Source organism: Nonlabens ulvanivorans (assembly GCF_032922765.1).
GTDB lineage: Bacteria > Bacteroidota > Bacteroidia > Flavobacteriales > Flavobacteriaceae > Nonlabens > Nonlabens ulvanivorans.
In genome coordinates, this window is record NZ_CP136694.1 from 1,631,911 (window position 1) to 1,658,471 (window position 26,561).

Below are 26,561 nucleotides of genomic sequence, written 5' to 3' on the forward strand. Positions count from 1 at the left end.
CCAAATTAAAGTGATATCATAGATATTTCCAAATAATATGATTGTTAAATTTTCATAATGATCAATTTTAACAACTTAAAATGCTAATTTGTTAATAAAGTGGTTAAGATTGAAGCTTTAATGCTGTTTCCACTGCTTTCTCTATATCTAGTTCCAATCCTTTAAAATCACCATTATTGATTTTGAGTTTATCAAATAACTGACTTCCCATTCCCACACAATTAACTCCAGCATTGAACCATTCACTTAAACCATTTTCTGTAGGGTTAATTCCACCTGTAGGCATAATAGCTAGTTGAGGAAGGACTGATTTAACCGCTTTCGCGAAAGCGGAACCTATAACATTTGCAGGGAATATTTTAATCATCTCACAACCTAAATGCATTGCGGTTGTAGCCTCTGTGATCGTAGCAATTCCAGGTATATAAGCTATATTATTTTGAACACAATAGTTGGCTAACTCAGGTACTAAACCTGGTGAAACGATAAATTGAGCACCAGCCTCGACAAATTGAGCAGCTGTTTTTGAGTCATAAATAGTACCTACACCTACAACCAAATCTTCATATTTATTAAAATAAGGTATTATGGTCTTGAAAGTTTCAAGACCATTAAGACCGCGATTGACAAATTCAAATATGCGAACGCCACCTTTATATGAGGCTTCAATTGTATTTATAACTACGGCTGCGTCTTGATGAAAGAAAACCGGTACAATTTTGTGCGATTTTGTTAATTGTATAAATTGAGTAATATCCATTATCTTAATAATCTACCAACGTTATTGCCTTTTACTAGTTCTTCTACTTCTTCTTTACTACTTAAATTGACATCTCCTATTGTACTGTGTTTTAAAACAGATGCCGCTACACCAAATTCTACCGTTTCTTGTGGATCTAAATTTAAAAAACCATAGATTAATCCTGCCATAAAAGCATCTCCACCACCTATGCGATCCACGATGTTTTTCATGTCATAATTCTTAGACGTGTATAACTTACCATCTGTATATAACAATCCAGATAGCTCATTACGAGATGCAGTCATAGCATTACGTACGGTTTTTGAGAAAGCTTTAATATGAGGATATTTTTTGAGCACCTTATCACAGTTAGCTTGCCAGTCTTCATCTTGTATACCTAGACAGTTTTCTAGATCCACTCTTCCACCTATTACCACATCTGTTAACTCTACTAATCCTGGCATGATATCTAGTGGTTGTTTACCATATTGCCATAAATTACGCCTATAGTTAATATCTCCACTTGTAGTAACACCTCTTTTCTTAGCCTCTTTTAATGCTCTAAGTGTAATGTCTGCAGCATTTTGAGAAATTGCTGGTGTGATACCGCTATAATGAAACCATGATGCGTCTTTAAAAACGACTTCCCAATTAACCTCATCTTCTTTAAGATGTACAAAGGTGCTATCAAATCGATCATAGACAATACGCGATGGACGCTGCATCGCTCCTGTTTCTAGATAGTATACACCTAGACGGCCTTCTTTGCGCACGATGCCTTCACCGCTCACGCCATTAAGTTTTAAAAAACGCTCTACACGTTCTCCTAAATTATGATCTGGTAAGGCCGTTATATGTGTACTATTCAAACCAAAATGGGCTAAAGAAACTCCAACATTTGCCTCTGAACCACCAAAAGTGACATCAAAATTAACTGTTTGAAATAATCTTTTATAATCTGGAACGGTAAGTCTCATCAAGACTTCTCCTATAGTAACTACCTTTTGCTTCATAATAATATAATGATAAACTTAATAAGGACAAACTTAAGTCTATACTAGTTATAATCTATACAATAAAACTATCGTTTACCCTTTTCAGAATGATATTGCCACCATAAACATACACAAACAGTGGCATTTTTGAAATTTTCAATAAAATAATACTAATGAATTATATTAGTAAGGTGAATGAAGAACATCCTACTTAATTTATATACTAAGTAAACTATGAGTATTAAAAACAGACTTGAAAGCAGCATCACTAAATTATATAAAGCTTTTCATGATGGAACCTTGCATCCAGAATGTGCATGTCATTGTGCAGTAGGTAATATTTGCGACAATAAGGATTTCTGGAAACATCTATCTGATGATCACGGTTCTGTAAAGCTTAATTATGTAGGCTTAGTCAATGAGAAACTAGGAAAACGTTTTAATGGTTACTTACCTTCGGAACTATTGCGTATTGAACACGCTTTTTTACAAGGTTGCGGCTATCAATTACCATTAAGACATCATCATTTTAAACCTAAGGACCCAAAAAGCCAGGTGATTCAGTTTGAAGGGTTGTGTGCCACCATTACCATATTATGTAAATTAGAAGGTATCGACGATATATCAGATTACTCTAAACTTTTTGAGACTGATAATCATCAACCTGTACACTCAATAGACCTAGTGTTTTAAAAACAAATCAAATAAGTAAAGAGATTAAAAAATCTCAATCTCTTTACTCATTTTGCTAGGTTAAAAATGACTGTATTACATTAAGGTATAATGGCATTCCAAAAGTAATGTTGAAAGGAAACGTTATAGCAAGTGCCATCGGTATATAAAGACTAGGATTAGCTTTAGGTGCAGCTAATTTCATAGCGGCTGGTACCGCAATGTACGATGCGCTAGCCGCTAGAATAGAAAACAATAAACGGTCTCCTGTTTCTGTCACAAAAAGCCCACTTACTACCGCCACGATAATCCCATTAACAATAGGTATAATAATTGCAAAAGCAACCGCAAACCATCCTTTCTTTAAAAAGGTTGACAATTTTCTTCCACTGGTGATTCCCACATCTAATAAGAATACAGCAAGAAATCCTTTAAACAAATCGGTCGTAAAAGGTTTAATTCCTTCGGCTTGAGCCTCACTTGCACAGGCCTATTACTAAACTACCTATTATTAGGATTACACTACCATTAGTGAGTGCATGATGCAACACCGTTTTTGTAGAGACCTTATCTGATTTATCTTTATTAAATAGAGAAATTAATAAAAGGCCTACCATAATGGAAGGAGCTTCCATAAGTGCCATTACAGCAACCATATGCCCACTGAAATCCATTTGTTCCATCTCTAAAAAAGAGATAGCCGTAACAAAAGTAACTGCACTTACAGATCCATATGCTGCTGCAATTGCTCCAGAATTATAGACATTCATCTTACGACGCAAAATGAAATAAGCATAAATAGGAACAACAATAGCAAGTAAAACACCGAATAATAAAGACCAGACAATTTCCATATCAAATTCGCTATGTGACAATTCTTGTCCACCTTTAAATCCTATCGCTAACAGTAGATAAAGAGAAATAAATTTTGAGGAATTCTCAGGAATTTTAAGATCACTCTTAAGTTGAACCGCTATAATCCCTAAAAAGAAAAATAATAAAGCTGGGTTACTTAGGTTATCAAATAATAGATGTAAATCCATAATTATATTCTTAGAGAATTAATTAGTTTTTATTGATTTTAATCTCACTTTTGATTGATAAAGTTTCACTTCCTTTAATCATAGGTCCAAGAAAAGATATCGCCTTATCCTTTTCTGATTGTAAAGCTGCAATACGCTCGTTTTCAAATGTGCATGGATCTGCGTGATCTCTTTCTGTTTTTGCCAGTCGTTGTAATTTGTGAAAATTCATCTTCTTGTCTAGAACTGAAGTAATAATTTCCATAGCGTCTGATGCCTTAAAATTTCCGTCGATTAAGTCAATTTGTAATTCTTGCATTATAAAATATTTAAAGGTTAAATCACTTTTAATAAAAGCTGCTGCAAAGTTGAATTATCTTTTATATAAATTTATATTTATAATTTTTATCATATACATAAGTAATATTTATGCATTATACACTTCACCAACTAGAGATATTCTTTAAAATTTCCCAATTAAAAAGTATTACTAAAGCTGCCGAAGAATTAAACCTTACTCAACCTGCAGTTTCTATACAACTCAAAAAATTTCAAGATCAATTCCCATTACCGCTTACAGAATATTTAGGTCGTAAAATCCACATTACCGAATTTGGAAAAGAAATTGCTGATACCGCAGAGAATATCCTTGAGCAAGTAGCTACGATTACATATAAATCTGCAGCTTATGAAGGTAAAGTCGCTGGCAAACTTAACATATCAGTAGTGTCTACAGGTAAATATGTGACGCCCTATTTTCTCTCAGATTTTTTGAAAAAATATCCAGGAATTGACCTAACAATGAATGTTACTAATAAAAGTGAAGTAATCAAAAGTATTGAGGAAAATACAGTTGATTTTGCCATGGTATCTGTACTTCCTGATCATTTAAAGATTAGCCGTATTGAGCTTATGCGTAATGAACTTTTTTTATTAGGAAAAGACAACCCTAGTAAGTCCGGCATGCAGATGAGTACTCAAGAATTTAAAAAGTTGAAACTTATCTATAGAGAAAAAGGATCTGCCACCAGACAGGCTATGGAAAGCTTCTTAGACCAACAAAAATTCACAAATCATAAAAAAATTGAACTAGTTTCTAACGAAGCTGTAAAACAAGCTGTTATAGCAGGACTAGGTTATTCTATAATGCCTATTATAGGAATTAAAAACGAACTCAAAAACAAAGAAGTACAAATTATACCTATTAAAAACTTACCAATAATAACTAACTGGAATTTGATCTGGTTATCATCAAAAAAACAGTCTCCGGCAGCACTTGCCTTAGCTCAATATGTTAAAGAAAACAAAATAGAAATTATTAAAAAACACTTTAGTTGGATGGAAAGTAAATCATTCCTCCCATAATTATTAGTTGTATTTTTCAATGATACGATCCATACAGTTAATTCCATCGATCGCCGCACTTATAATACCGCCGGCATATCCAGCACCTTCTGCACATGGATATATACCTTTAATTTCAATATGCTCAAGGGAAAAATCATCCCTTGGTATTTTAACTGGTGATGATGTCCTACTTTCAGGCGCATGCAATACAGCTTCGGTAGTTAAATATCCTTTCATCTTATGACCGAAAGCTACAAAAGCTTTTCTTAATCTACTTGCCAGCATATCTGGCAAGACTTCATTTAAATCGACAGCCGTTAAACCTGGTTGATAAGATGTTTTAGGAAAATCAGTAGAAACCTTACCAGCTATAAAATCGGTCATGCGTTGTGCTGGAACCTTTTGTGTTTTACCAGCAGCGACCCAGCAATCATATTCTACCTTCTTTTGAAATTCCAGACAGACAAAAGGATCGTTCTCTTTATAATTAGGTAAATCTTGAGGTGATACACTTACAACAATTCCACTATTAGAATATGGATTATTGCGTTTACTAGGACTCCAACCATTAGTAACAACCTCTTCAATATCAGTAGCACATGGCGCAATAATACCACCAGGACACATACAAAAAGAATACACACCTAATCCATCGACCTGTTCTACTAAACTATAACTGGCTGGCGGCAAATATGGATTTTGATCATCGCCATGATATTGGATCTGATCTATTAAAGATTGTGAGTGCTCAATACGCACACCTATTGCAAACGGCTTTGCTTCTACTTTAATACCACGATTATGTAATAAGTAAAAAATATCTCTAGCACTATGTCCAGTTGCTAATATCACCTGATTATAATCATACCAGACACTATTATTTATCTGAATTGAGGTAACCTGTCCGTTCTCATGTTTTAAATCTGTGAGTTTCTCATTAAACCTCACTTCGCCACCTGCCTCTATAATAGCCTCACGCATTGCGGTAATTATTTGTGGCAACTTATTAGTTCCTATATGTGGATGAGCATCAACTAAAATATCTGGTGTTGCACCAAAATCAACAAACCACTCCATCGCTTTCAATACATTACCACGTTTTTTAGATCGGGTATAAAGCTTTCCATCACTGTAAGTTCCTGCGCCGCCTTCACCAAAACAATAATTAGACTCTGGATTAACGATATGCTCTTTATTTATAGCTGCTAGATCTCGACGTCTAGAACGCACATCTTTACCTCTTTCATAAATAACAGGCTTTAAACCACCTTCTATTGCTCGCAATGCGGCATATAATCCAGCAGGTCCAGCCCCTATGATGGCTACCGAAGGCTTATTACTTATATCACTTATTTTATATGGCTCGCGTACAGGTTTCTCGTCTCCATTCAACCATAATTCAATCTGTAGATTATAAAGGACACGGCGTTGTCTAGCATCAATACTGCGCTTTCTAATGGACCATTGAGAGACATCATTCATAGAAAAATCAACCTTTTGGAAAACCTTTTCCAGTATGTGATCTTCATCCTCTAGATGATGTGGTAAAACTTGAATCTGAACCAGTGTACTCATAGGTGGCAAAGGTAATAGGTCTTTGAATAATATGCTTTAATTATACGTTCTTGTAGGATGATGTGGTTGACGCTTTCGCGAAAGCGAAATTTTAAACATCCTTATGATGTAAAAAGCCTCTTATCTTAACAATAAAAGGCTTTTTAAAAAAATTATAATCTCTATTAAGAGTATCGTTCTAGATTTTTCTTTTGCATCTCTATGGCATCTTTGAATTCAGTCTTCATACGATTAATCAAATCTGTTGCAGGTACGGTATCGTTAATTGTAGCAGACCCTTGTCCGGCACTCCATATAGTTTTCCAGGCTTTTGCCTCTGTATCCATTTCTTTACCAAAATCTATTTTACCAGTGGCTTTAAGTTGCTCTTCAGTAATACCTGCTGCATTTAAACTAGCTCCTAAAAAATTAGCACTTACACCAGATATAGCAGCTGTATAAACAATATCACTTGATCCAGCATCTATGATCATATCTCGATACTCATCTGTTGCTTTAGACTCATCTGTATTAATAAAACGGGTACCCATGTAAGCATAATCTGCACCCATTTGTAAGGCACTAGCCACATCTTGTCCACTACTCATCGCACCAGACAGTAAGATGGTTCCTTTAAAGAAACTGCGCACTTCTCTAATAAATGGCATAGGATTTAAAGTTCCTGCATGACCACCTGCACCAGCACAAACCAATATCAGTCCGTCCACACCAGCCTCTGCAGCTTTTTCTGCATGACGCTTTTTAATAACATCGTGAAACACTAAACCACCATAAGAGTGCACCGCATCTACTAGATCCTTTACAGCACCTAAAGAGGTAATTATTAAAGGTACCTTATGCTTCATGCACACCATTAAATCTGCCTGCACACGAGGATTACTACCATGAACAATGAGGTTAACTCCAAAAGGAGCCGCTTTCTTACCTGTTTCTTTCTCCCATTGATCGAGTTCAGTTTTAATTTGTACTACCCATTCTTCAAAACCTTCTGTCGTACGCTGATTTAGTGCGGGAAAAGTTCCTACGATACCATTTTTACAACAGGCTATTACTAGTTCAGGACCAGAGATTAAGAACATAGGTGCTGCTACTACCGGCAGCTTTATATTTTGAGAAAAGTCAGTGTTATTCATTACTTGGGTTTACCACAAATTTACGATTATAGCACAAAATCACCGCATACGAACTTAAATTAATATTGCAGTTAAGATGTCGTTAATTAAAGTCTTACAAGATGGTTTCCATTTAAATTTGTAACAAATTAATCTATTGTCCGTTACTTAGACAGACTAGAATATTTCTTATGATTAAACGATTATTAAGTGCAATAATTTTATTGAATTTCGCTTTCGCGAAAGCGCAATCAGAAAAATTCACCCTATCAGGTACCATCAGTGAGGTAAGCAACGGCGAGACCATGATAGGTGTCAATATATTAATCCCAGAATTGAGCGCAGGAACCTCGAGTAATGAATATGGGTTTTATTCTATCACGCTACCGGCAGGAACTTATCAAGTCGTTTACAGTTTTATAGGTTATAAAAATATTTTAAAGGAAGTCGTTTTAAATAGTGATACACAAATCAATATTGAGATGGCAGACTCTGACGAGCAGCTAGACGCTATAGTTATTAAGGCTGATGTAGAAAGATTGAGTACTAAATCGCCACAAATGAGTACGAATGCACTTTCTATAGAAACTATTAAAAAAATACCTGTTGTACTGGGCGAGACAGATATTGTAAAGTCATTAGTTCTTTTACCTGGAGTGACTAATGCTGGCGAAGGTGCCTCTGGATTTAATGTACGTGGTGGTGCCGCAGATCAAAATTTAGTTTTACTAGATGAGGCAACATTATATGGTAGTGATCACTTGTTTGGCTTCTTTTCTGTTTTCAATCCAGATGCTATAAAAGACTTAAAATTATATAAAGGAGGAATACCTGCACGCTATGGTGGACGTGTATCTAGTGTACTAGACATCTATCAACGTGATGGTAATAAGAATAAACTGAGTGCTACTGGTGGTGTAGGTCTAGTGGCTAGTAGATTATTGCTTGAAGGTCCTATTGAGAAAGGCAAATCATCGTTTCTTATCGGTGGTCGCAGTAGTTATGCCCATCTATTCTTACCTTTATTTGACATAGATAACGTGGCTTACTTTTATGATTTAAATGCAAAATTAAGCTTTACATTAAACGACAATAATAGACTTTATGTGTCCTCTTACTTTGGTAGAGATGTATTTAAGGTGAACAATCTGTTCGGTAACACCTTTGGAAACTCTTTTGTAAACGCGAGATGGAATCATACCTTTAATAATAAATGGTTTGCAAATACCTCTTTGATTTATTCAGATTATAATTATGGCCTTGAATTAGATTTTGTAGAATTTGAATTCAGTAGTGGAATTACCAATCTTAATGCAAAATATGATTTGACACATTATGTCAATGATAAAACTAAAATGAGGTATGGGATTAATTCTATCTATTATGAATTTGATCCAGGACTTATCACACCTACAACAGCCACAAGCCCTATAAATGAGAGACAACTTACAAAAAAGTATGCTTGGGAAAATGGAGTTTATGTTGATGGAGAGTTTGAAATAACAGACAATATCAATATTAATGCTGGTTTAAGATTAAGCACCTTTAATCGTCTAGGTCAGAACAATATTAATATATATGAAAACAATCAACCTATAGTCTTTAATGAAGAATTACAAATCTATGAATCTGTAGACCCTATAGAAACTACAAACGCTAGTAGAGGCACGACTTTAAAAACATTTGCAAATCTTGAACCTCGATTCTCTATTGCCTACTCTTTAGACAACAATACTAGCTTTAAAGCGAGCTACCAGCGCATTAATCAATATATACATCTTATTTCTAATACTAATGCTCCTACTCCATTTGATCTCTATGCTCCTAGCGGCACTTTTATTGAACCGCAAAAAGGAGATCAAATTGCTGCTGGATTTTTTAAGAACATAGGTAACTATTCTTTAGAGACAGAAGTTTTTTATAAAACAGTTGATAATCGACTGGATTATATAGATGGTGCAAATCTTATAGCTAATGATGCCGTAGAACAAATATTATTAAAAGGTGAGGCTAGAGCTTACGGTCTAGAGCTTCTCTTTAGAAAAAACAAAGGTAAATTACAAGGTTGGATTGCTTATACTTTATCACGTAGTGAACAACGCACACCAGGCCGCACACCTGAAGAAACTGGAATTAATAATGGTGAATGGTACAACGCTGCCTGGGATAAAACACATGATTTAACCATAACGGGTAACTATGAATTAAATAACAAGTGGAGCTTTGGCGCTAATTTTACTCTACAAACAGGACAACCTATCACTTATCCTAACGGGCAATATGAGTTCGATGGCTTATTTATACCTACTTATGAGGCACGTAACAGCAGTCGACTGCCTATCGTGCATCGACTAGATTTAAGTGCTACATACATTCCTAAACCAGACAAAACAAAAGGATGGCAAGGCAGCTGGGTTTTCAGTATTTATAATGCTTATAATAGAAGAAATGCAGCCAGCATAAGCTTTGCACAAAATGAAGATACTAATCGTAATGAAGCAACGAGACTATCAATTTTTGGATTAGTACCTGCTGTTACTTACAATTTCAAATTTTAAGATGATGAAAAAGATATTTACCTTATTAGTAGTTTCCATTTGCATAATTTCTTGTGAAGATGTTATTGAACTAGATCTCAATAATGCTGCGCCTAGATTAGTGATAGATGCAGCTCTTGAATTGCAAGAAGATGGATTTACTGAAGCTACTGTTCTACTAACTCGTAGTAGCGCATTTTATCAAGAAGAAATTCTTTTTGTAGACGATGCTAGTGTGATTGTTACTGATCCTTCTGGAACTGATCATACTTTCATATTGACTAATCCAGGATTATATAAAAATGTAACTTTAAATATACAAGATGGTGAATCTTACGTTTTAACCGTTATTGATGGAGATGACATCTACACGGCAACACAAGAGTTTATTAGCACCGTTCCATATTCTAGAGTAGAGCAGTCAGAAATTACAGGTTTTGGTGATTTTACTGAGATCACAGGCTATTTTAACGATCCACCAGGTGAAGAAAACTATTATTTATTTGAATATATTGATGCGTATAATACTGAAGTTGACATATCAGATGATGAATTCTCTGATGGAAATGAAGCTCTGACGGCGTTTTTCATGGAAGATTTACCAACCGGCACTATAATTACCTTAACCATAAAAGGTATTGACCGCAGAGGTTTTACATTTTACGACACGCTTATTCAACAAACTGCAGATGGTGGCGGTGGCCCATTTGATACACAACCAGCAACCGTAAGAGGAAATATTATTAATACAGTAAACCCTGAAAATTTTCCTTACGGATATTTCAGGGTTTCAGAAAAATTTGAGATAGAATACACTGTTGTTGAGAATCCTTAAATAGATATCTCTTAAAGGCCGAAAAGCCTCTCATTATTATTCATAAATTCCCAATAATATTGTGGATCTGGGAAGCTATAACGTTCCATTCTATTGCGTTCACGTCCGTTATGATCTAAAGCGAGTAATGTTGGGAATTTACTAACTCTCAACTTTTTTTGCATTTCCTTATTTATTTTCTTTTGCTCTAACGAGATTATATCATCACGATAAGGAATATCAAGCATTACAACGATATAATCCTCTGAAGCTTCAGCAAATTGGGGTGTATTAAAAAAATCCTTTTTAAGCTTTACACAAGGTTTGCACCAGTCGCTACCAGTAAAATAAACGAGCATAGGCTTTTTTTGCTTTTTTGCAGCAGCTTTAGCTGTTTTAAAATCTGTAAACCAGTTAATCTCTACTTCTTCAATAGATTCGACATCTTGAACATTTTCTTCAAAAGACTCTTGAGCATTCACTAATCCAGTAAAAAGAAGAATCAATAAAAGGGAATACATTTTCATAGTAACTAGGTTTATAGTATCAAAAATAATAAGATTATTTACACTAGGTCAACAATCTTGCCATAATCTAAACGTATTGTACCATTTCTTGTTGTGGGCGTCTTACTTTTTCCATTTTAGAAAACACGTCATCCTTTGCACGGTAACCTACTGGCAGCAGTAATACAGATTTAAGACCTTGTTTTTGAAGATCTAGTAATTCATCGATTTGCTCTGGTAAAAAACCTTCCATAGGACATGAGTCTATACGTTCTTGCGCACAAACAGTCATTAAATTACCTAATGCTATATAAGCTTGGTTTTTAGACCACTGTTCTACTTCAACCTTTTGTTTTTCTGAAAAAGATTGGGTAAGTTGATTCTTAAACGGTTTTAAAACTTCATCTGGTGTACTGCGTATCTTTTTTACAAGTTCAAAATATTCATTTACATATTCAACATCAACATGTTTAGTACATAAAACTAACACAGCGCTACAATCAGCAACTTGTTTCTGGCCAAAAGCTTTTTCAACCATCGCGTTTTTTATTTTTTGATTCTGTACTACAATCATTCTACAAGGCTGTAAACCATAAGAAGTTGCAGTTAAGTTAAATGCTTGAACTAGTGTATCTATCTGATCAGTAGTTAATGTCTTTTGACAATCAAACTTCTTTGTGGCATAGCGCCATTGTAAATTATCTATACTTTTCATAGGTTGGAAACGTTATCTTTGTAAGGTAGTCGAGTTATTATATATTCGCTTTCGCGAAAGCGAAAAATCAAAGTTCAAAATAACTATAAACAAAGGTAAGACCTTCAATCTCTTAGCTCGTTAATTATTCAATAAAGGAAATTTATGACCGACACAGAAAAACGTATTAATGACTCTGAAACGAGAATTTTCAAAGCCGTTTTTCCAAATACTACAAATCACTACGACACTCTTTTTGGTGGAACTGCTTTACACATGATGGATGAAGCATCATTTATATGTGCTACTCGTTTTTCTAGAAAGAAAGTTGTTACCATAAGTACCGATCAAATTGACTTTAAAAAACCTATTCCTCAAGGCTCCATTGTTGAACTTGTAGCGCGTATAAGCCGCGTGGGTAATACTAGTTGTAATGTTGAGGTAAGCATGTTTATGGAGGATATGTATAGTTATAAACGTGAAAAAGTGGTTACAGGGAACTTTACCTTTGTCGCCATAGATGATGATAAGAATCCAACTCCTATTTGTTAAATGCGTAAATTTCTAAATCTTACCGTTTTTACAATTTTAGGGCTAGTCCTACTTGTAATTATCTTACAGTTTCATGTAAACAGATCTAGTCGTGATTTGATTTTTGAAAACGCAAATGATTTAGAGCCTACTTATGTAGGCTTAGTACTAGGCGCTAGTGTACGACCAGATAAAAGTCTCTCTCCTATTCTACAAGACCGCGTTGACAAGGCATTTGAATTATATCACAATGGTACAATCAAAAAGTTTTTATTAAGCGGTGATCATGGGCAAAAAGAGTACGATGAGGTGAATGCTATGCGACGTTATTTAAACGATAAAGGTGTACCTAATGAGGATATATTTTTGGATCATGCTGGTTTTGACACTTACGACAGCATGTTTAGAGCACGAGAGGTATTTCAAGTAGAAAAAGCAATTGTGATAACTCAAAAATTTCATTTACCACGCGCCATATATGTAGGTAAAAAAATGGGATTAGAACTACAAGGATATATTGCCGACAATCGAGAGTATCCAGGAAACGCGCATTTCACTCGTAGAGAATGGCTAGCAAATATTAAAGCTTGGATTGAATTAAACATTGAAAAAAGCCCTACTTATAGTGGGAAATCTATTCCTATAACAGGAAGTAGCAGCCCTAGTCATGACAAACAATTAAACTAACGGACCATTTTTCTTAAAAATTAAATAAAAGGAAAATGATTCAGTTAAAGCTTGTTAAGTTATTTGTCAACGATTAGAATATTTTTTATCTTAAAATAAAAAATAAAAAATGAAAACATCGAAGACAGCAAAAACAAGCAAAAGAGAACAAGCCATTAATTTAGAAGAAACACATGGCAAGAAAATTAATCATCAAGTAAAAGATAAAAAAGAACATCATCAACCTAGAGATGAGTTAAAAACACAATCTTAACGCACTTATAAAATCTACTTAAAAAAAGTAGATTTTTTTTGTGTCAAATTTTCATTAAACAAAGAATAATTATATATTTGCAACCGCTTAAGCAAAAACATTTTTGTTTATCGACTGGAGAAGTGGCAGAGTGGTCGAATGCACTGGTCTTGAAAACCAGCGAGGGTCACACCTCCAGGGGTTCGAATCCCTTCTTCTCCGCAAAAACCCCAATAATCTTTGATTATTGGGGTTTTATTTTTTAATCAAAGTTCTTATTGTGTTCAACAAAAAACAATTGAGTTCTCGATTAAGATTTTGAATTAGTGATCAACAATTCTTGATTTTCAAGAGACCACATCAACATTTTACAATAATCTTTAATGGCTTTCTTTTTGGAATCAAGTTTTGTAACGTCAATAGATGTTCGCCATATCACTTGTCGCTCTTTTTCTGGACAGATACAATATAGTACACTTTCAGCATGATAAACTACATAACTTTCTAATTGCTCGTTTTGATCAAATAAGCCTTGGTTTGAATAATAATCTTCATTAAAAGTCTCAAACGTTTTATTAAAATTCTGATAAGATTTAATCAACGTAACCTTATCCTCTGCTCCTATAACTTTAGAAACTAATATTGCATCATAACCATCATGTAACAATAAATCTTCCAGAGCCTTTACTTCATTCTCCGTTTGAGGTCTTTGGGTAAAATTATTGTCAAAAAAATTATCGCTATTTATAGCGTTTACTCCTTTATTTATGAGCTGTTGAACCACACGGTTTTCAAAATACTGTCTGTTTTCAACATCATTGGATATGGCAAGTACAAGTACTTTTTGCGCTTGAAAAGTTTCAACTTCAGGATTTTTCCAGTTTTCTACTAATTCAGAGTCAGAACAACTCACAAGTCCAAAGACTAAAATCGCTATAGCATATATTGAATTTCTCATGATAAGTTTTTAAATAAATACAAAAATGCTCTCGCAAATACATTTTATTCCACGATTTAATACTTTGAATCATGCATTACCAATAAAGGCACTTTACTAAACATCCCTAATTCTTCTACCATTGGTGTAGAAAATATAGAATCTAAAAACGAATGTTTTCTATTGATAAAAGACACCATATCACTTCCACGACTTTCTACAAATCGTTTAACACTACTATTAACATCTGAACCGCCGATGTGATGTAGACTAAAAGAAGCATCCTCAAAACAATCTTCTAGCAATTGTTTATTCTCTTGTTGTTCAACGGTTAGTTCTGGATGATCATTAACGTGTAAAACGCAAATATTTGCATCTTGCAACTGTGCTATCTCGACAAGATGAACTAGTTCTCTTCTTTTGTAATGCGTTTTAAAACTAGTCGGAATCACAATTTCTTTAATATGTACTAACCTGGCGTTTAATGGAATTCCAAGAATAGGTGAACTACGCAAATTTTCCATCACATTTATAGTATTACTACCAAAGAGTTTATTCTCATAATTACTAGCACCTTTTGTCCCCATAACAACCAACTCAATATCTTTCTTTTCAATGGTTGATTGAATAGCACTTAATGGATCATCTTTTACAGATACTATATGATATTCATGCATTTCATTAAGACCTCTAAAATCTAACATCTCTAATATATTTGCTAAACCACTAGCTGACTTATTTTTTTCTGTCTCAAAAGAAAGCATTTCTGCTTTATCCTTCATTAAATGTCCTCTACTATGCATTGTAGCATTGTAGGCATTGAGCAAGAAAAAACTGCATTCTTTATTTTTAAACAGGTCTGCAGCATAGGTAATGGCATTCCATGCGTTCTTTGAAAAATCGGTAGGTATTAAGATTTTCTTTTTCATAGCTTATTACTTTATATTACTTCATAAATCTAGATATTTGAGAGAAGAATAACTATGATAATTATCAGACCTCTTCCGGCAGAATAAGTAATGGAAGATCAGTATGGAAACTTATTTTTTCTACCGTTGAGGTTTTTAAAACACTCTTTAAAAAACTATACTTATGAAATAGTAATGTCAATAAATTAATATTTTGTGTTTTACAAAACTGATTGAGATCACTCTCAACAGATTGTTTACTAGAGACCCAGTGCGTTGTAAACTCAACATCATTTAATTGCTCTTTTAAAATATTGAATTGTGGCTCAACTTCTCTTTGTACATCTGACTCATTATGAAAATGAACTAATTGTAATTTTGAGTTATTTGCTTTTATTATCTTTTTTAAAAAATCAATGTTATTTTGTAGAGTATTCTTCTTAAAATCAGTAGCATAGGCTATATTTTTAGGATGAATATAGTTCGAATTTTCAGGAATTAAAAAAAGCGGAATAGGGCTGATATTCTTAATGGTATCTACCGCTTGACTTCCTATAAAAATTTCTTTTAATCCTGATGCTCCTTTAGTGCCCATAACTACTAATTGAACATCTAGATTTTCAATTAAATCATTAATAATCTCATTAAGAGGTAATGCAGCGTACATCAATTCAACCTTTAAGTCGTATCCCGCACAGTCTAGTTGAACTCGATGAGACAATTGCTCTAGTTGACTTTGGACCGTTGATCTTAATTTTGCAGTAATTGCTTCATTTGCCACAGGATCCATTTTACTAATGCTATCATTTAAGGTCGCCTCATAAGAATGTACTAGATATATGGTACAATTTTCATCAGGAAATAATTGTGTCGCATAAAATAACGCATTATACGCATTTTCAGAAAAGTCAGTCGGTACGATAATAGATGCCATGGTCCTTATTTTAGTGGATAAAACTATCCCTTACTTATATATATACCTATGATAAAAATCAGCTCTAGTTAGGTAAAATAAAGAAAGGCACATCTGAATGATGAACTACTTTTTTAACAACAGGTTTGAACAATAAATTCTCAAAAAAGTTGTGTTTATTGTGAACTAGAACTAATAGATCGATACCATGCTTAGATTGAAAATCTTCCATAGCCTCTAATACATCCATATCTTTTGCTATTTGAGTAAGGTGTGCATCACGTTTAAAAAAAACGTCTAACGACTCCATATTTGCAACTTGTTGCTGTGTCAAACTACTACCTTCATAGGCATTTAAAAATATTAATCTGGAGATATTTTTATTGCAAATATCTTCAAGCAATTCGATACCTATGTGGTTTTCATTTGTGTGATAATCCGTGGTAAACAATATCTCCTTGGGCTGTTTAAAACGATAACCTTGCGGTACACCTATTACGGGAACTTTGGCATTTTTTATAACATGCATGGTTTGCGAGCCTATAAATACTTCCTTAAGACCAGTAGCTCCATTTGTCCCCATAATAATGAGTTTGATATCATAATCTTTAATTAGTTGATTAACTTCAATACTCAACATATTAAATGTTGAAATCCCTTTGTAGTGGTGATGTTCATCCTCATATTTTGAACTCACCTCATCGATGACCTTTTGCACCTGTTTTTTAGACTTCTTTTTAAATAGCTCTCCTATTTCTAAATCTAAACCAGGATCATTTCCATAAGTAGTAGAAGTATAAAGCGCTACCGGCTCATAAGTGTTAAGAACATAAAAAGTGCACTTTTCATTTTTAAATAACTGCACAGCATACTCCATGGCGTTGATGGATGCCTTGGAAAAATCTGTGGGTAAAAGAATCTTTTTCATAATTAGTTATATTATCGTGATAGATTTTGAAGAATTAAAAAAGGAATTTTAAGATTTAATCCTAACGCATCGATAGTTGGTGTTTTTAAAAAGGACTCTAGGAAAGAATGTTTAGAATTTACAAGTACTAATAAATCAATCTCATGTTTGCTGATAAAATTATTAATCACTGTGGTTCCATCTCCTAAATCATGACGGGTATATTCTATCTCGCTTTCGCGAAAGCGTGATTCCCATATTTTTTTAATTTCAATCTGCCTTTGAGATAATTGATCAAACTGTGCTATATGTAAAAGATGCACTTTAGAACGATGACATAGTGCCAGCATGCTGATTAAGTCTAGTTCTCTATCTTTAAAAGGTACCTGCAGTCCAGATGGGAAAAGAATACTATCTGGACTCTTAAACTCTAACTCGAGTGGTATGGCTAGAACAGGACAGCTAACATTTTTAATGATCTGTAAGGTATTACTACCGAAATTTCTTTTGCGATCTGCAGTTTTACCTTGCGTTCCCATAACAACTAAGTCTGCATTCAGTAAGTCTACCAGATTATTGAGTTGTGTCATAAAACTACCTGCAATTGCGCGAGTCTCAAAACTGTGATGCGGATTATAGGTTAAATACTCTACTCGCTCTAATAAGTGATCCAGCTTTTCTTCACACGCCAGCTGTACGTCTTGCATAGGCAGATCATAGGTATGTACAATTACAAACTTAGCTTCTTCCTTATCAAAATACTGTATAGCACACTGCAACGCGTTAAAAGCATTTTCTGAAAAATCTGTAGGAACGATTATAACTTTCATAGTATCATAGTGTTTATTTACGTAAACCTATGATTTACAACACTTAAAAACTATGATATTAATCAGTTAACCGTTATTCATGAATGATTAAAAAAGGAACTTTTTTACGATAATTGAGTTCATGGTAATGCTCGGACGAGAAAAGTATATTTTCAAGAAAATTGATGTTTTTAGCAAATAGTATAACTAATTCCACCTGATGTATACTTACAAAAAGTTGTAATGCATCATCCATTGTTTTATTTATCACAGAATGGAAACTACAAGAAAACTGCTCTAAAGCAGTTTTGAGAAATGACTTATTTTCTACCTGACTTTGTGTTAAAATAGCATTACTGGTCTGTAATTGTAATATATTGAGATGAGTCTGTGAACGATCTACAAAATCTGTAATGGTGTTGGTTGCCTTGGACCGATGAGTAAAATTAAAATCGGACAGTAAGACAACTTGTTCTAGAGGTTTACATTTAAAATCATGCGGCACAATCAACACAGGACATTTTATGCGTGTGATAATAGCTTTAGTATGAATGGCATCTATCTGTCCATTGTGAGTTGCATGAAATACATCTGTACACACTATAAGGTCTATATCATTGTCATGCACAGCTTCTTTAACTTGAGTTATGAAACTACCTTCTAATGATAAACCAATAATTTTTTGATGTGGTGCTATTAATAATTCTAAAGCCTCTACTCTTTCTTTAAAATTACAATTGGTAGCTATTAGAGCCTTAGACGCATCATCATCAATAGGCTTTAAAGAGCTAGCTGGCAACAAATAAAAGCAAATTCCAGCATCACGATACATAGATATAGTGCAATGTGCAGCGGTCCATGATGGATCTGTATTATCTACCGGTATAAGAATGTGCTTCATTGCAAACTACTTTGAGCTCACAAATGTATCGGGCTAGAAACTATGAAATAATGATAAAAATCAGTTTTCGGATATTTATTCTACTTTTTCAAGTCCATTAATATCGATAATTCTAATACTGCGTCCTTCTATTTCAATAAGCCCATCTTTTTTAAATCCAGATAAAGTGCGTATTAAACTTTCTGTAGCTATACCTGCAACACTTGCTAGATCGTTACGAGTGATACAAATATCTTCTTGAGCTTGTTTATTGAAAGCACTAGCAAATTGTAGTATCGTCTGAGCTGTTTTTTTACGTACTGAACTATAAGCCATTTGTAAAAGTTGTGTTTTTACATGAGCTACATTATCAGATAACAATTGTAACAACTCCATTGATAAATTATTACTGTGATCTAGTATTTCCTTAAGGACAGATTTAGAGACACCAACTAGAGTCACGTCTTCAAGAGCCTCTGCAGATTCTTCATAAGCAACATTATCTAATATAGAGGTAAACCCTAAAAACTCATCTTCCTTAAATAAGGAAGTAATTAACTCCTTACCACTTTTATCGATTTGATATGTTTTAACCACTCCTTTTGTAATCAAGTAAATTCTAAATGAACGTGAACCTTCTTGATAGATTACATCACCTTTTTTAAAACTAAGCTCTTCTCCATGATCATCAAAAAAATTTTTCAATTCATTTAGATTACGCAATTGATCTTCATCATTTGAAGGTTGTGGTAAATTATTTAATAAAGATTTAAAAACTTCAGCTTTGGCTAATCGAGTTTCTATAGCGTTTAATAATTCTTCTTCTTCAAATGGTTTTGTTAGATAATCATCTGCTCCTAGATCCATTCCTTTACGTACCTCTTTATGGTCTGTGCGAGCTGATAAGAATATAAAAGGGATTTGATTGGTACTCACGTCTAGTGATAAAGCCTCTAAAACACCATAACCATCTACTTCTGGCATCATGATATCACAAACGATAACATCGGGTTTGTTTTTTTGAGCTTGTTCTATTCCTAAACGACCATTTGCCGCAGTAATAACATCAAAGTCTGACAGCTCAAGCAATTCGGCTGTATTCTCCCTTAATGCGGCATCATCTTCTATAATTAAGATCTTTTTCATTATTATGTTATTTACTTGTAGGAATAGTTATAGCAAAGGTAGAACCTTCATTTTCTTTACTTTGAAAAGTGATGTTGCCACCTAAGTTTTTCAAATGATTTTTCACAATATTAAGACCTATACCAGTACCTGGATTAAGCAATACATTTTCTGCTCTGAAATATCTATCAAAAACAAAACGTTGTTCATGTTCTGGTATTCCTATTCCTTGATCTATGATTAATATTTCTATAAAATTTATTTTTTCTACAACTTTTATATCTACTATAGTTCCTTCACCAGAATACTTTACGGCATTATGAATAAGATTACTTAATGATAGTTCTAGTATTTTCTCATCAAATTTTATTGTTATAGCATCTGCATTTTTGGGATAATTGATACTTTGTTCATCTTTTAAATGGACGTTTGCATCATAGATCACCTCATTAAGCACCTTGCTTAAAGGAAATGATGTTATTTTATAATTAGTCTTACCAGTATCTAATCTTTCAATAGATAAAAAGTCATCTATAATTGTATTAAGATATTTCACCTTACTCTTAATAGTATTAAGGTGTTTAACTCTTTTTTCTTGATGTTCTTCTTTAGTATATTTTGATGCAAGTGTTGCCGAAGTTAAAATACCACTAATAGGTGTTTTAAACTCATGAGAAACCAGAGATAAAAATTTAGTTTTCAGTTCATTCAGCTCTTTTTCTTTTTGTAGGGCTTCATTTGCGCTTCTCTCTGCTTCTTTTCTTAAAACAATTTCATCTTGTAACGATTTAACAGCTTGATTTAAAGAATCGGTACGCTCTTCTATCTTCTCTTCTAAATGGTTATTAAGATCTTCAATATGTTTTTCTTGAGCTTTACGTACAGTAATATCAGTGACTAAAGCCATTACGTAGTGATGATCATGTAAAGAAAAAGGATTTAAACCAGCTTCTACTGGGAACTGAGAACCGTCTTTACGCATACCGTAGAGTACACGACCTTTACCCATTTCTCGCTTCTGACTGTGTTTCATAAAACCATTGAAGTGAGAATGATGTTCTTTATGGTATGAAGAAGGAATTAATTTATGAAGATGCTGTCCTTCTAGTTCATTCTTATCATATCCAAAAATTGCTCTTGCAGAAGAATTAGTTGCCACTATAAACTGTTCTGAATTTACTACAACAATACCTTCTGACGCACCTTCAAATAAGATACGAAAAGCCTCTTCTACACTCTCTTCAAAAAACTTCATATCTCAAAAATACAATTAAAAGAAATGTTTTATTTAATAAATTAATAAAGCTTTTACAGCACTAATAAATTGAATGAACTCATCATTATTAACGATATAAAAATCCATCAACTCTCATGATATAAATCATAGTTATCATCCTGAACAACTTTTAAATTTGAGAAAACAATTGATTATGAAACCAAATATTAAAACTACAGAATCATTTTATCATAATCTAGGTAAGCTATTTTATGCCGTGGCATTTTGTGATAAAAAAATAGCCCCAGAAGAATTTAAAACGTTAAAAGTTTATATCGAAAAATTCTGGTTACAATATGATGAATTGACAGATATTTTGGGTGGTGATGCAGCACATCTTATAGAGATTGTTTTTGAAGGTGTTCAATTCTTTAATGAAAGTACAGACGATATGTATCAATCGTTTGTCAGCTATAAAAATGAACAGCCACAATTGTATAATGAGCAAGTGAGTCGTTTAATTCTAGAAACTGCAAAAGCAATTGCATACTCTTATTCAAAACTCAATAAATCTGAACTCATTATACTTCATAAATTAGAAATAGAATTAAACCAGCTATAGACTACCACACATGAAATTTATAGATTACTACAAAATATTAGGTGTAGAAAAAAATGCTAGTGAAAATGATATTAAAAAGGCATACCGTAAAATGGCTCGTAAATATCATCCTGATCTTAACCCAAATGATAAAGAAGCCGAGACTAAATTTAAGCAATTAAATGAGGCTAATGAGGTTTTAAGCAATCCTGAGAATCGTAAAAAATATGATCAATATGGTGAAAACTGGGAAAACGCAGAAGCTTATGAACAAGCAAAAAAACAGCAAAGTAAACATCAACAAGACGCATACTACAGACAACAAAGCTACAACCAAGAGGATTTCTCAGATTACTTTGAATCTATGTTCGACAGTGGCAGACAACAACGACAGTCTTATAGAGGTCAGGACTTAAGAGCAGAGCTTCAACTCAATCTTATGGATATTTACAAAACCCATAAGAGAACGCTGACCATTAATGGTAAAAATATTAGAATCACTATTCCTGCAGGTGTAACAAATGGACAAAGTATTAAGATTAAAAATCATGGTGGCATAAGCCCTAGTAATGGCCCTAATGGAGATTTAATCATTACTTTTTCAATTGTTAACGACACACCATTTAAAAGAGAAAAAGGCGATTTATTTATAACCCAAGACATCCCTTTACTAACCGCGATTTTAGGAGGTTCTCAACTTATTAACACCTTAGATGGCAAGGTGAAATTAACCATAAAAGAAGGTGCTCAAAACGGTACTAAAGTAAAGCTTAAAGGAAAAGGTTTCCCAATCTATAAAAAAGAAGGCTCTTATGGTGATTTGTATGTTACATACTCAGTTGTAATACCTGAAAAACTGTCGCCTAAACAAAAAGAACTATATCAAGAACTTTTAAAATTAGAAGACTAATGGAAGATTATGAACTCATACCTGCGATAGACTTTTGTATTGGTCATCACATTGAACTAGAGATGGTTCAAATATTAGGTAAAGAAGGTCTCATTGAAATTATAGAACTCGAAGAAGCATATTTCATACCCGAGCATCAAATAAAAAAACTTGAAAAAATAATCGTTTTCCACAAAGATTTAAATATCAATCTAGAAGGTGTAGATACGATTATAGACTTACTAGAACGTATGGAGTCTATGCAACAACAGATTATTCAATTAGAAAACAAACTACAAAGATTCTTATAATGGCTACACAAACTGAACACCTTATTTCTTTATGGAAAGAATCTCGCACGAGATTAGAGAATCAATTAAGTTCTATAACCACTTTTGACCTCAAGAAAAAACTAGCGCCATCACCTAATAGTTTAGGTTTTTTGTTGCGCCACATTGTTGAAGTTGAATTATTATTTGCAAAGAATGTTTTTGGCGCAAAAGACACAAAAATAATTGCAAAAACCATTATTGCACAACACGACACTGGTGAATGGACTGATTTAGAAAAATTGATATTAATGCTTGATAACTCTAGAGATGTATTGATGGATATTATTCAAAAACAAGATGCCACCGACTGGGATGTAGAAATAAAAACTAAAGAATTTGGTGTCAAGACTAAAGCACAAGCTCTAGGCCGTATCATCTCACACACAGCCTATCATGCAGGTCAGATAGGTATTATACTTAAATATGGAACCGTATTTAATTAAATGATGGAACTAATCAATCAATTACAATCATGGATCTTGCAAGATCCAATCTCAGCTAGTTAAGATTAAAATACATTCTCAACATGACTTCCATCAATACTTATATAGACCATACACAACTTAAAGCGACGTCTACCTTAGACGATATAGCCATATTATGTAAAGAAGCTATGGAGCACCATTTTTATGCCGTATGCGTTAATGGCTGTTATACCGCTTTCGCGAAAGCGGAATTGAAAAACACCTCAATAAAAATAGCAACCGTTGTGGGATTTCCTTTAGGCGCTGTCAGTACTCAAACTAAAGTTTTTGAAACTAAAGAAGCTATAGCGCACGGTGCTGATGAAATCGACATGGTGCTTCAAATAGGAGCCTTAATAAATAATGATCTTGAAACAGTGAAAAAAGATATTCTTGCGGTACGAGAAGCTTCAAAAGGAAAAGTCCTTAAAGTCATCTTTGAGAACTGTTACCTTAATGATAGTCAAATTAAAAATGCCTGTGACATATGCCTAGAGGCAAATGTAGATTTTATTAAAACATCAACTGGTTTTGGGACTGGAGGCGCAACCATTGAAAATGTAAGATTGATGAAAGAAACAGTAGGAAATCAAATTAAAATTAAAGCTTCTGGAGGCATTAAAGATAAAGAAACTGCTGTAAAGTATATAGCGCTAGGTGTTGATAGAATCGGAACTTCATCTGGTATTAAAATAGTAGAAGCATAATTAAATAAGACCCATATTATGAGTACACATATAGAAGCCAAAAAAGGAGAAATTGCAGACACCGTTCTACTTCCTGGAGATCCTATGCGAGCAAAATGGATAGCTGAAACTTTTCTGGATAACGCAATTTGTTATAATGATGTACGAGGCATGCTGGGCTATACTGGAAACTATAAAGGTAAACCTGTATCTGTACAAGGAACTGGCATGGGAATACCATCTGCACTTATTTACTGTCATGAATTAATTAATGATTATGGAGTAAAGAATTTGATACGTGTAGGATCTGCTGGTTCTTATCAAAAAGATGTAGCGATAAGAGATATTGTGATTGCAATGGCGGCCAGTACGACATCTGGAATTAATAATTCAAGATTTAAGAATGCCGACTACTCGCCTACTGCAAATTTTGATTTGTTTCTAAAAGCGTGTCTTTATGCAAGAGAAAATAACATTGACATTAAAGCTGGTAACATTCTATCTGCAGATGAGTTCTATGAAGATGATTTTGAGAACTATAAACAATGGGCAGACTATGGTGTATTATGTGTAGAAATGGAAACTGCTGGACTATATACTATCGCTGCAAAACACAATGTTAAGGCACTTTCTATACTGACTATATCAGATTCACTAGTTACTGGAGAACACACCACGTCTGAAGAAAGAGAGACCACATTTCAAAAAATGATTGAGATAGCACTAGCCACGTTATAGTAATTTACATTTTAATGTAATCAGAAAAAACACTAGCTATACCTATAATCAATATTAATACGAGTACTAAAGTTCTAAATTGTTCCTGAGAAAAATAAGCCAGTATTCGCTTGCCAATCCATGTACCTACAATAGCAACTATTAACAATAGCCCAGCTATATATAAATGCTCTTGATGCATGTAACCATTGTAATAATAAATAACAGCTCTACTGGCATCTACGCCAAAATCAATAGCTGCAGATGTCGCGATAAAGGTTGCTTTATCCATCTTAAATGCAGCCATAGTAATACCTCTTATCGCACCACCAGTTCCTAATAATCCAGCACTAAGGCCAGACAAAACGCCACCAGCAATAGCATTTTTATTGCTGTCCTTAACCACTAGCTTTTTAAAAATTAAAAAAACAAGACTGAGAACAATCAAAAAAACACCTAATATCAAACCCAGCATACCTGGATTAACGTATTTACTTAAAAAAGCACCAATAGAAACAAATATTATAGCCGGTATACCTAGATATAACAACAGTCTTTTATCTAAACCTTTTCTGAAGAAGGCAATTTTAGTCACATTACTGGATAAATGGAATAATGCTGTAATTCCTAAAACAGATTGAAAGTCAAAATAAAAATTTGCAACTGGCACAAAGAATACAGAAGAACCAAAACCACCGATAGTTCCCAGCACTTCTGCTAATAAAGCTAGTATTAAAAAGACAGGTAGGTATCTGCTAAGCATCTAGGAATTACAATCTCTTAATACTAGAAGCGGTAAAGTAGCTGCATTCACTATCTCAGAAAGATGTGATTCTGATATCATGCGCTCTAGGAAAGATTGAGACTTTACAGATATTGCTTGTAGTTGATAATTTCTAGAGTTCAAAGATTTTTTGATAATCATTAATGGCTCTTGATCTTTATGAAGCTCATAAATCACCGGACTAGGCAAACAAAACTTAATAAAAGCTTCTCGTTCTTCTCTATAATTTATAGGATCTATTTGAAATCCATGATTAAAACGAATGACATTAATAGTAGATCTAAATTTTGAAACTAATTCTAAAAAAACATCTTTGCCGCACTCGTCAAATATATCATCATAATCTAAAATATACTGAACAGCAGTTGGCTTTTCATAGCTATATTCTGTAGGTACAGCTAGAACGGGACAGTCTGTATTTCTTATAATCCTTAAGGTATGTGAGCTAAAGATGTATTCAATGATACCACTTTTACCATCTGTACCACAGATAATTAAATCTATATGATATTTCTTTACGGCATCATTTACAGCACTCGTAAAGACATCATAATCCACCATGGTGTGAAAATTGTAATCTTCATTTTTAGATTTAATTTTTAAAGCTTCACTTACTTTTTTTAAATCACTTTTATTATCATTTAATAACGCAGCTGCGATGTCGTCTTTAGGATTTGCAACCATAAGATCATCCATAGTGTATTCCCAAAACTTTTGCACGCTCAATAGATGGAAACTGCAAGATTGACCTGTAAAAAGCTGAAGTGCATAATCGTGTGCATTTTCAGATTTATCAGTAAAATCCGTAAGTAATAGAATATTTTTCATGACGATTGCTTTTAGTCTAATCAAATGTAATTGTTAGATCAAGAGCAAACTATGATATATGTCAATGCTATCAAACTGTATATACTCTCATATTTTAAT

At 33.6% G+C, this 26,561-nt stretch carries 30 protein-coding genes, 1 tRNA gene and 1 pseudogene; 14 read left to right on the plus strand and 18 right to left on the minus strand.

What is annotated here, in order from left to right:
* Positions 1-103 precede the first annotated feature (103 nt).
* Positions 104-760 (minus strand): bifunctional 4-hydroxy-2-oxoglutarate aldolase/2-dehydro-3-deoxy-phosphogluconate aldolase, encoded by a 657-nt coding sequence (gene eda, locus R1T42_RS07320; RefSeq protein WP_317289860.1) that lies wholly within the window; start codon positions 758-760, stop codon positions 104-106.
* Positions 760-1,755, minus strand: a complete 996-nt coding sequence (locus tag R1T42_RS07325) for a sugar kinase (protein ID WP_317289861.1) — start codon at positions 1,753-1,755, stop codon at positions 760-762. Before R1T42_RS07325 ends, eda begins: the two co-directional genes overlap by 1 nt.
* A 216-nt stretch (positions 1,756-1,971) precedes the next feature.
* Here R1T42_RS07325 and R1T42_RS07330 point away from each other — a divergent pair, with 216 nt between their 5' ends.
* Positions 1,972-2,430, plus strand: a complete 459-nt coding sequence (locus tag R1T42_RS07330; protein ID WP_317289862.1) for a Na(+)-translocating NADH-quinone reductase subunit F — start codon at positions 1,972-1,974, stop codon at positions 2,428-2,430.
* A gap of 55 nt (positions 2,431-2,485) precedes the next feature.
* Here R1T42_RS07330 and R1T42_RS07335 read toward each other — a convergent pair.
* Both R1T42_RS07335 and R1T42_RS07340 read right to left on the minus strand, forming a co-directional pair.
* Positions 2,486-3,452, minus strand: a pseudogene (locus tag R1T42_RS07335) (sodium-dependent bicarbonate transport family permease).
* Between the two features lie 22 nt (positions 3,453-3,474).
* The gene (locus tag R1T42_RS07340; protein WP_317289863.1) at positions 3,475-3,750 is read right to left on the minus strand and encodes a hypothetical protein; all 276 of its coding nucleotides are present in this window, start codon (positions 3,748-3,750) and stop codon (positions 3,475-3,477) included.
* Between the two features lie 110 nt (positions 3,751-3,860).
* Between R1T42_RS07340 and R1T42_RS07345 the strand changes: the two genes are divergently transcribed.
* The gene (locus tag R1T42_RS07345; RefSeq protein ID WP_317289864.1) at positions 3,861-4,796 is read left to right on the plus strand and encodes a LysR substrate-binding domain-containing protein; all 936 of its coding nucleotides are present in this window, start codon (positions 3,861-3,863) and stop codon (positions 4,794-4,796) included.
* Positions 4,797-4,799: 3 nt separating this feature from the next.
* Here R1T42_RS07345 and R1T42_RS07350 read toward each other — a convergent pair whose 3' ends face one another.
* Both R1T42_RS07350 and R1T42_RS07355 read right to left on the minus strand, forming a co-directional pair.
* A complete protein-coding gene (locus tag R1T42_RS07350; RefSeq protein WP_317289865.1) occupies positions 4,800-6,353 on the minus strand; it encodes an NAD(P)/FAD-dependent oxidoreductase in 1,554 nt (517 codons plus the stop codon).
* A gap of 164 nt (positions 6,354-6,517) precedes the next feature.
* Entirely contained in the window at positions 6,518-7,486 is a 969-nt protein-coding gene (locus tag R1T42_RS07355) for an NAD(P)H-dependent flavin oxidoreductase (RefSeq protein WP_042249341.1), read from the minus strand.
* 170 nt (positions 7,487-7,656) lie between these two features.
* Here R1T42_RS07355 and R1T42_RS07360 point away from each other — a divergent pair, with 170 nt between their 5' ends.
* Both R1T42_RS07360 and R1T42_RS07365 read left to right on the plus strand, forming a co-directional pair.
* Positions 7,657-10,023 (plus strand): TonB-dependent receptor, encoded by a 2,367-nt coding sequence (locus R1T42_RS07360; RefSeq protein ID WP_317289866.1) that lies wholly within the window; start codon positions 7,657-7,659, stop codon positions 10,021-10,023.
* 4 nt (positions 10,024-10,027) lie between these two features.
* Positions 10,028-10,837 (plus strand): DUF4249 domain-containing protein, encoded by an 810-nt coding sequence (locus tag R1T42_RS07365; protein WP_317289867.1) that lies wholly within the window; start codon positions 10,028-10,030, stop codon positions 10,835-10,837.
* A gap of 11 nt (positions 10,838-10,848) precedes the next feature.
* Here the strand turns inward: R1T42_RS07365 and R1T42_RS07370 are convergent, their stop codons facing one another.
* Both R1T42_RS07370 and R1T42_RS07375 read right to left on the minus strand, forming a co-directional pair.
* Positions 10,849-11,343 (minus strand): thioredoxin family protein, encoded by a 495-nt coding sequence (locus R1T42_RS07370; RefSeq protein WP_052403587.1) that lies wholly within the window; start codon positions 11,341-11,343, stop codon positions 10,849-10,851.
* Positions 11,344-11,410: 67 nt separating this feature from the next.
* On the minus strand, positions 11,411-12,037 hold the full coding sequence (locus tag R1T42_RS07375) for an NAD(P)H-dependent oxidoreductase (protein ID WP_317289868.1): 627 nt from the start codon (positions 12,035-12,037) through the stop codon (positions 11,411-11,413).
* A gap of 144 nt (positions 12,038-12,181) precedes the next feature.
* On the opposite strand from R1T42_RS07375, the gene R1T42_RS07380 reads away from it, so the two are divergent.
* The 4 genes from R1T42_RS07380 (at position 12,182) to R1T42_RS07395 (ending at position 13,688) form a co-directional block, all read left to right on the plus strand.
* Positions 12,182-12,568: an acyl-CoA thioesterase gene (locus tag R1T42_RS07380; protein WP_317289869.1), complete on the plus strand. Its 387-nt coding sequence runs from the start codon at positions 12,182-12,184 to the stop codon at positions 12,566-12,568.
* Positions 12,569-13,234, plus strand: coding sequence for a SanA/YdcF family protein (locus R1T42_RS07385; protein ID WP_317289870.1), 666 nt, complete (start codon positions 12,569-12,571; stop codon positions 13,232-13,234).
* Between the two features lie 109 nt (positions 13,235-13,343).
* A complete protein-coding gene (locus R1T42_RS07390; RefSeq protein WP_317289871.1) occupies positions 13,344-13,487 on the plus strand; it encodes a hypothetical protein in 144 nt (47 codons plus the stop codon).
* 116 nt (positions 13,488-13,603) lie between these two features.
* Positions 13,604-13,688: transfer RNA gene (locus R1T42_RS07395), tRNA-Ser, on the plus strand.
* A gap of 88 nt (positions 13,689-13,776) precedes the next feature.
* Here R1T42_RS07395 and R1T42_RS07400 read toward each other — a convergent pair.
* The 8 genes from R1T42_RS07400 to R1T42_RS07435 all read right to left on the minus strand — a co-directional run bounded on the left by R1T42_RS07400 (position 13,777) and on the right by R1T42_RS07435 (position 21,200).
* The gene (locus tag R1T42_RS07400; RefSeq protein WP_317289872.1) at positions 13,777-14,424 is read right to left on the minus strand and encodes a hypothetical protein; all 648 of its coding nucleotides are present in this window, start codon (positions 14,422-14,424) and stop codon (positions 13,777-13,779) included.
* A 56-nt stretch (positions 14,425-14,480) separates the two neighbouring features.
* On the minus strand, positions 14,481-15,332 hold the full coding sequence (locus tag R1T42_RS07405; protein WP_317289873.1) for a universal stress protein: 852 nt from the start codon (positions 15,330-15,332) through the stop codon (positions 14,481-14,483).
* 64 nt (positions 15,333-15,396) lie between these two features.
* Positions 15,397-16,245, minus strand: a complete 849-nt coding sequence (locus R1T42_RS07410; RefSeq protein ID WP_317289874.1) for a universal stress protein — start codon at positions 16,243-16,245, stop codon at positions 15,397-15,399.
* Between the two features lie 64 nt (positions 16,246-16,309).
* A complete protein-coding gene (locus R1T42_RS07415; protein ID WP_317289875.1) occupies positions 16,310-17,152 on the minus strand; it encodes a universal stress protein in 843 nt (280 codons plus the stop codon).
* Between the two features lie 11 nt (positions 17,153-17,163).
* On the minus strand, positions 17,164-17,961 hold the full coding sequence (locus R1T42_RS07420; RefSeq protein WP_317289876.1) for a universal stress protein: 798 nt from the start codon (positions 17,959-17,961) through the stop codon (positions 17,164-17,166).
* 73 nt (positions 17,962-18,034) lie between these two features.
* A complete protein-coding gene (locus tag R1T42_RS07425) occupies positions 18,035-18,841 on the minus strand; it encodes a universal stress protein (RefSeq protein ID WP_317289877.1) in 807 nt (268 codons plus the stop codon).
* A gap of 75 nt (positions 18,842-18,916) precedes the next feature.
* Positions 18,917-19,966 carry a response regulator gene (locus tag R1T42_RS07430; RefSeq protein ID WP_317289878.1) on the minus strand — a complete coding sequence of 350 codons (1,050 nt, stop codon included), beginning with the start codon at positions 19,964-19,966 and terminating at the stop codon, positions 18,917-18,919.
* A 7-nt stretch (positions 19,967-19,973) separates the two neighbouring features.
* Positions 19,974-21,200, minus strand: a complete 1,227-nt coding sequence (locus R1T42_RS07435; protein ID WP_317289879.1) for a PAS domain-containing sensor histidine kinase — start codon at positions 21,198-21,200, stop codon at positions 19,974-19,976.
* A gap of 175 nt (positions 21,201-21,375) precedes the next feature.
* On the opposite strand from R1T42_RS07435, the gene R1T42_RS07440 reads away from it, so the two are divergent.
* From R1T42_RS07440 to deoD, 6 genes are all read left to right on the plus strand, one after another.
* Positions 21,376-21,783 carry a P-loop NTPase family protein gene (locus tag R1T42_RS07440; protein ID WP_317289880.1) on the plus strand — a complete coding sequence of 136 codons (408 nt, stop codon included), beginning with the start codon at positions 21,376-21,378 and terminating at the stop codon, positions 21,781-21,783.
* Positions 21,784-21,793: 10 nt separating this feature from the next.
* Positions 21,794-22,672: a J domain-containing protein gene (locus R1T42_RS07445; RefSeq protein ID WP_317289881.1), complete on the plus strand. Its 879-nt coding sequence runs from the start codon at positions 21,794-21,796 to the stop codon at positions 22,670-22,672.
* The gene (locus R1T42_RS07450) at positions 22,672-22,962 is read left to right on the plus strand and encodes a chaperone modulator CbpM (RefSeq protein ID WP_036579645.1); all 291 of its coding nucleotides are present in this window, start codon (positions 22,672-22,674) and stop codon (positions 22,960-22,962) included. The genes R1T42_RS07445 and R1T42_RS07450 overlap by 1 nt, the downstream gene beginning before the upstream one ends.
* Positions 22,962-23,426 carry a DinB family protein gene (locus R1T42_RS07455; RefSeq protein WP_317289882.1) on the plus strand — a complete coding sequence of 155 codons (465 nt, stop codon included), beginning with the start codon at positions 22,962-22,964 and terminating at the stop codon, positions 23,424-23,426. Before R1T42_RS07450 ends, R1T42_RS07455 begins: the two co-directional genes overlap by 1 nt.
* An 83-nt stretch (positions 23,427-23,509) precedes the next feature.
* Positions 23,510-24,154, plus strand: coding sequence for a deoxyribose-phosphate aldolase (gene deoC / locus R1T42_RS07460; RefSeq protein WP_317289883.1), 645 nt, complete (start codon positions 23,510-23,512; stop codon positions 24,152-24,154).
* Between the two features lie 18 nt (positions 24,155-24,172).
* Entirely contained in the window at positions 24,173-24,871 is a 699-nt protein-coding gene (gene deoD, locus R1T42_RS07465; RefSeq protein WP_317289884.1) for a purine-nucleoside phosphorylase, read from the plus strand.
* A 4-nt stretch (positions 24,872-24,875) separates the two neighbouring features.
* Here deoD and R1T42_RS07470 read toward each other — a convergent pair whose 3' ends face one another.
* Both R1T42_RS07470 and R1T42_RS07475 read right to left on the minus strand, forming a co-directional pair.
* Positions 24,876-25,613, minus strand: a complete 738-nt coding sequence (locus R1T42_RS07470; RefSeq protein WP_317289885.1) for a sulfite exporter TauE/SafE family protein — start codon at positions 25,611-25,613, stop codon at positions 24,876-24,878.
* A complete protein-coding gene (locus tag R1T42_RS07475) occupies positions 25,614-26,462 on the minus strand; it encodes a universal stress protein (RefSeq protein WP_317289886.1) in 849 nt (282 codons plus the stop codon).
* Positions 26,463-26,561: the final 99 nt, after the last annotated feature.

Bases quoted from the DNA above. Each gene is read 5' to 3' on its own strand.
- R1T42_RS07425 (WP_317289877.1), bottom strand. From the start codon at position 18,841: ATGAAGCACATTCTTATACCGGTAGATAATACAGATCCATCATGGACC.
- R1T42_RS07370 (WP_052403587.1), bottom strand. From the start codon at position 11,343: ATGAAAATGTATTCCCTTTTATTGATTCTTCTTTTTACTGGATTAGTG.
- R1T42_RS07365 (WP_317289867.1), top strand. From the start codon at position 10,028: ATGAAAAAGATATTTACCTTATTAGTAGTTTCCATTTGCATAATTTCT.
- R1T42_RS07410 (WP_317289874.1), bottom strand. From the start codon at position 16,245: ATGGCATCTATTATCGTACCGACTGACTTTTCTGAAAATGCGTATAAT.
- R1T42_RS07350 (WP_317289865.1), bottom strand. From the start codon at position 6,353: ATGAGTACACTGGTTCAGATTCAAGTTTTACCACATCATCTAGAGGAT.
- R1T42_RS07455 (WP_317289882.1), top strand. From the start codon at position 22,962: ATGGCTACACAAACTGAACACCTTATTTCTTTATGGAAAGAATCTCGC.
- R1T42_RS07330 (WP_317289862.1), top strand. From the start codon at position 1,972: ATGAGTATTAAAAACAGACTTGAAAGCAGCATCACTAAATTATATAAA.
- R1T42_RS07420 (WP_317289876.1), bottom strand. From the start codon at position 17,961: ATGAAAGTTATAATCGTTCCTACAGATTTTTCAGAAAATGCTTTTAAC.
- R1T42_RS07450 (WP_036579645.1), top strand. From the start codon at position 22,672: ATGGAAGATTATGAACTCATACCTGCGATAGACTTTTGTATTGGTCAT.
- R1T42_RS07345 (WP_317289864.1), top strand. From the start codon at position 3,861: ATGCATTATACACTTCACCAACTAGAGATATTCTTTAAAATTTCCCAA.
- R1T42_RS07440 (WP_317289880.1), top strand. From the start codon at position 21,376: ATGAAACCAAATATTAAAACTACAGAATCATTTTATCATAATCTAGGT.
- deoC (WP_317289883.1), top strand. From the start codon at position 23,510: ATGACTTCCATCAATACTTATATAGACCATACACAACTTAAAGCGACG.
- R1T42_RS07380 (WP_317289869.1), top strand. From the start codon at position 12,182: ATGACCGACACAGAAAAACGTATTAATGACTCTGAAACGAGAATTTTC.
- R1T42_RS07475 (WP_317289886.1), bottom strand. From the start codon at position 26,462: ATGAAAAATATTCTATTACTTACGGATTTTACTGATAAATCTGAAAAT.
- R1T42_RS07445 (WP_317289881.1), top strand. From the start codon at position 21,794: ATGAAATTTATAGATTACTACAAAATATTAGGTGTAGAAAAAAATGCT.
- R1T42_RS07390 (WP_317289871.1), top strand. From the start codon at position 13,344: ATGAAAACATCGAAGACAGCAAAAACAAGCAAAAGAGAACAAGCCATT.
- R1T42_RS07435 (WP_317289879.1), bottom strand. From the start codon at position 21,200: ATGAAGTTTTTTGAAGAGAGTGTAGAAGAGGCTTTTCGTATCTTATTT.
- deoD (WP_317289884.1), top strand. From the start codon at position 24,173: ATGAGTACACATATAGAAGCCAAAAAAGGAGAAATTGCAGACACCGTT.
- R1T42_RS07375 (WP_317289868.1), bottom strand. From the start codon at position 12,037: ATGAAAAGTATAGATAATTTACAATGGCGCTATGCCACAAAGAAGTTT.
- R1T42_RS07470 (WP_317289885.1), bottom strand. From the start codon at position 25,613: ATGCTTAGCAGATACCTACCTGTCTTTTTAATACTAGCTTTATTAGCA.
- R1T42_RS07415 (WP_317289875.1), bottom strand. From the start codon at position 17,152: ATGAAAAAGATTCTTTTACCCACAGATTTTTCCAAGGCATCCATCAAC.
- R1T42_RS07385 (WP_317289870.1), top strand. From the start codon at position 12,569: ATGCGTAAATTTCTAAATCTTACCGTTTTTACAATTTTAGGGCTAGTC.
- eda (WP_317289860.1), bottom strand. From the start codon at position 760: ATGGATATTACTCAATTTATACAATTAACAAAATCGCACAAAATTGTA.
- R1T42_RS07400 (WP_317289872.1), bottom strand. From the start codon at position 14,424: ATGAGAAATTCAATATATGCTATAGCGATTTTAGTCTTTGGACTTGTG.
- R1T42_RS07360 (WP_317289866.1), top strand. From the start codon at position 7,657: ATGATTAAACGATTATTAAGTGCAATAATTTTATTGAATTTCGCTTTC.
- R1T42_RS07355 (WP_042249341.1), bottom strand. From the start codon at position 7,486: ATGAATAACACTGACTTTTCTCAAAATATAAAGCTGCCGGTAGTAGCA.
- R1T42_RS07430 (WP_317289878.1), bottom strand. From the start codon at position 19,966: ATGAAAAAGATCTTAATTATAGAAGATGATGCCGCATTAAGGGAGAAT.
- R1T42_RS07405 (WP_317289873.1), bottom strand. From the start codon at position 15,332: ATGAAAAAGAAAATCTTAATACCTACCGATTTTTCAAAGAACGCATGG.
- R1T42_RS07325 (WP_317289861.1), bottom strand. From the start codon at position 1,755: ATGAAGCAAAAGGTAGTTACTATAGGAGAAGTCTTGATGAGACTTACC.
- R1T42_RS07340 (WP_317289863.1), bottom strand. From the start codon at position 3,750: ATGCAAGAATTACAAATTGACTTAATCGACGGAAATTTTAAGGCATCA.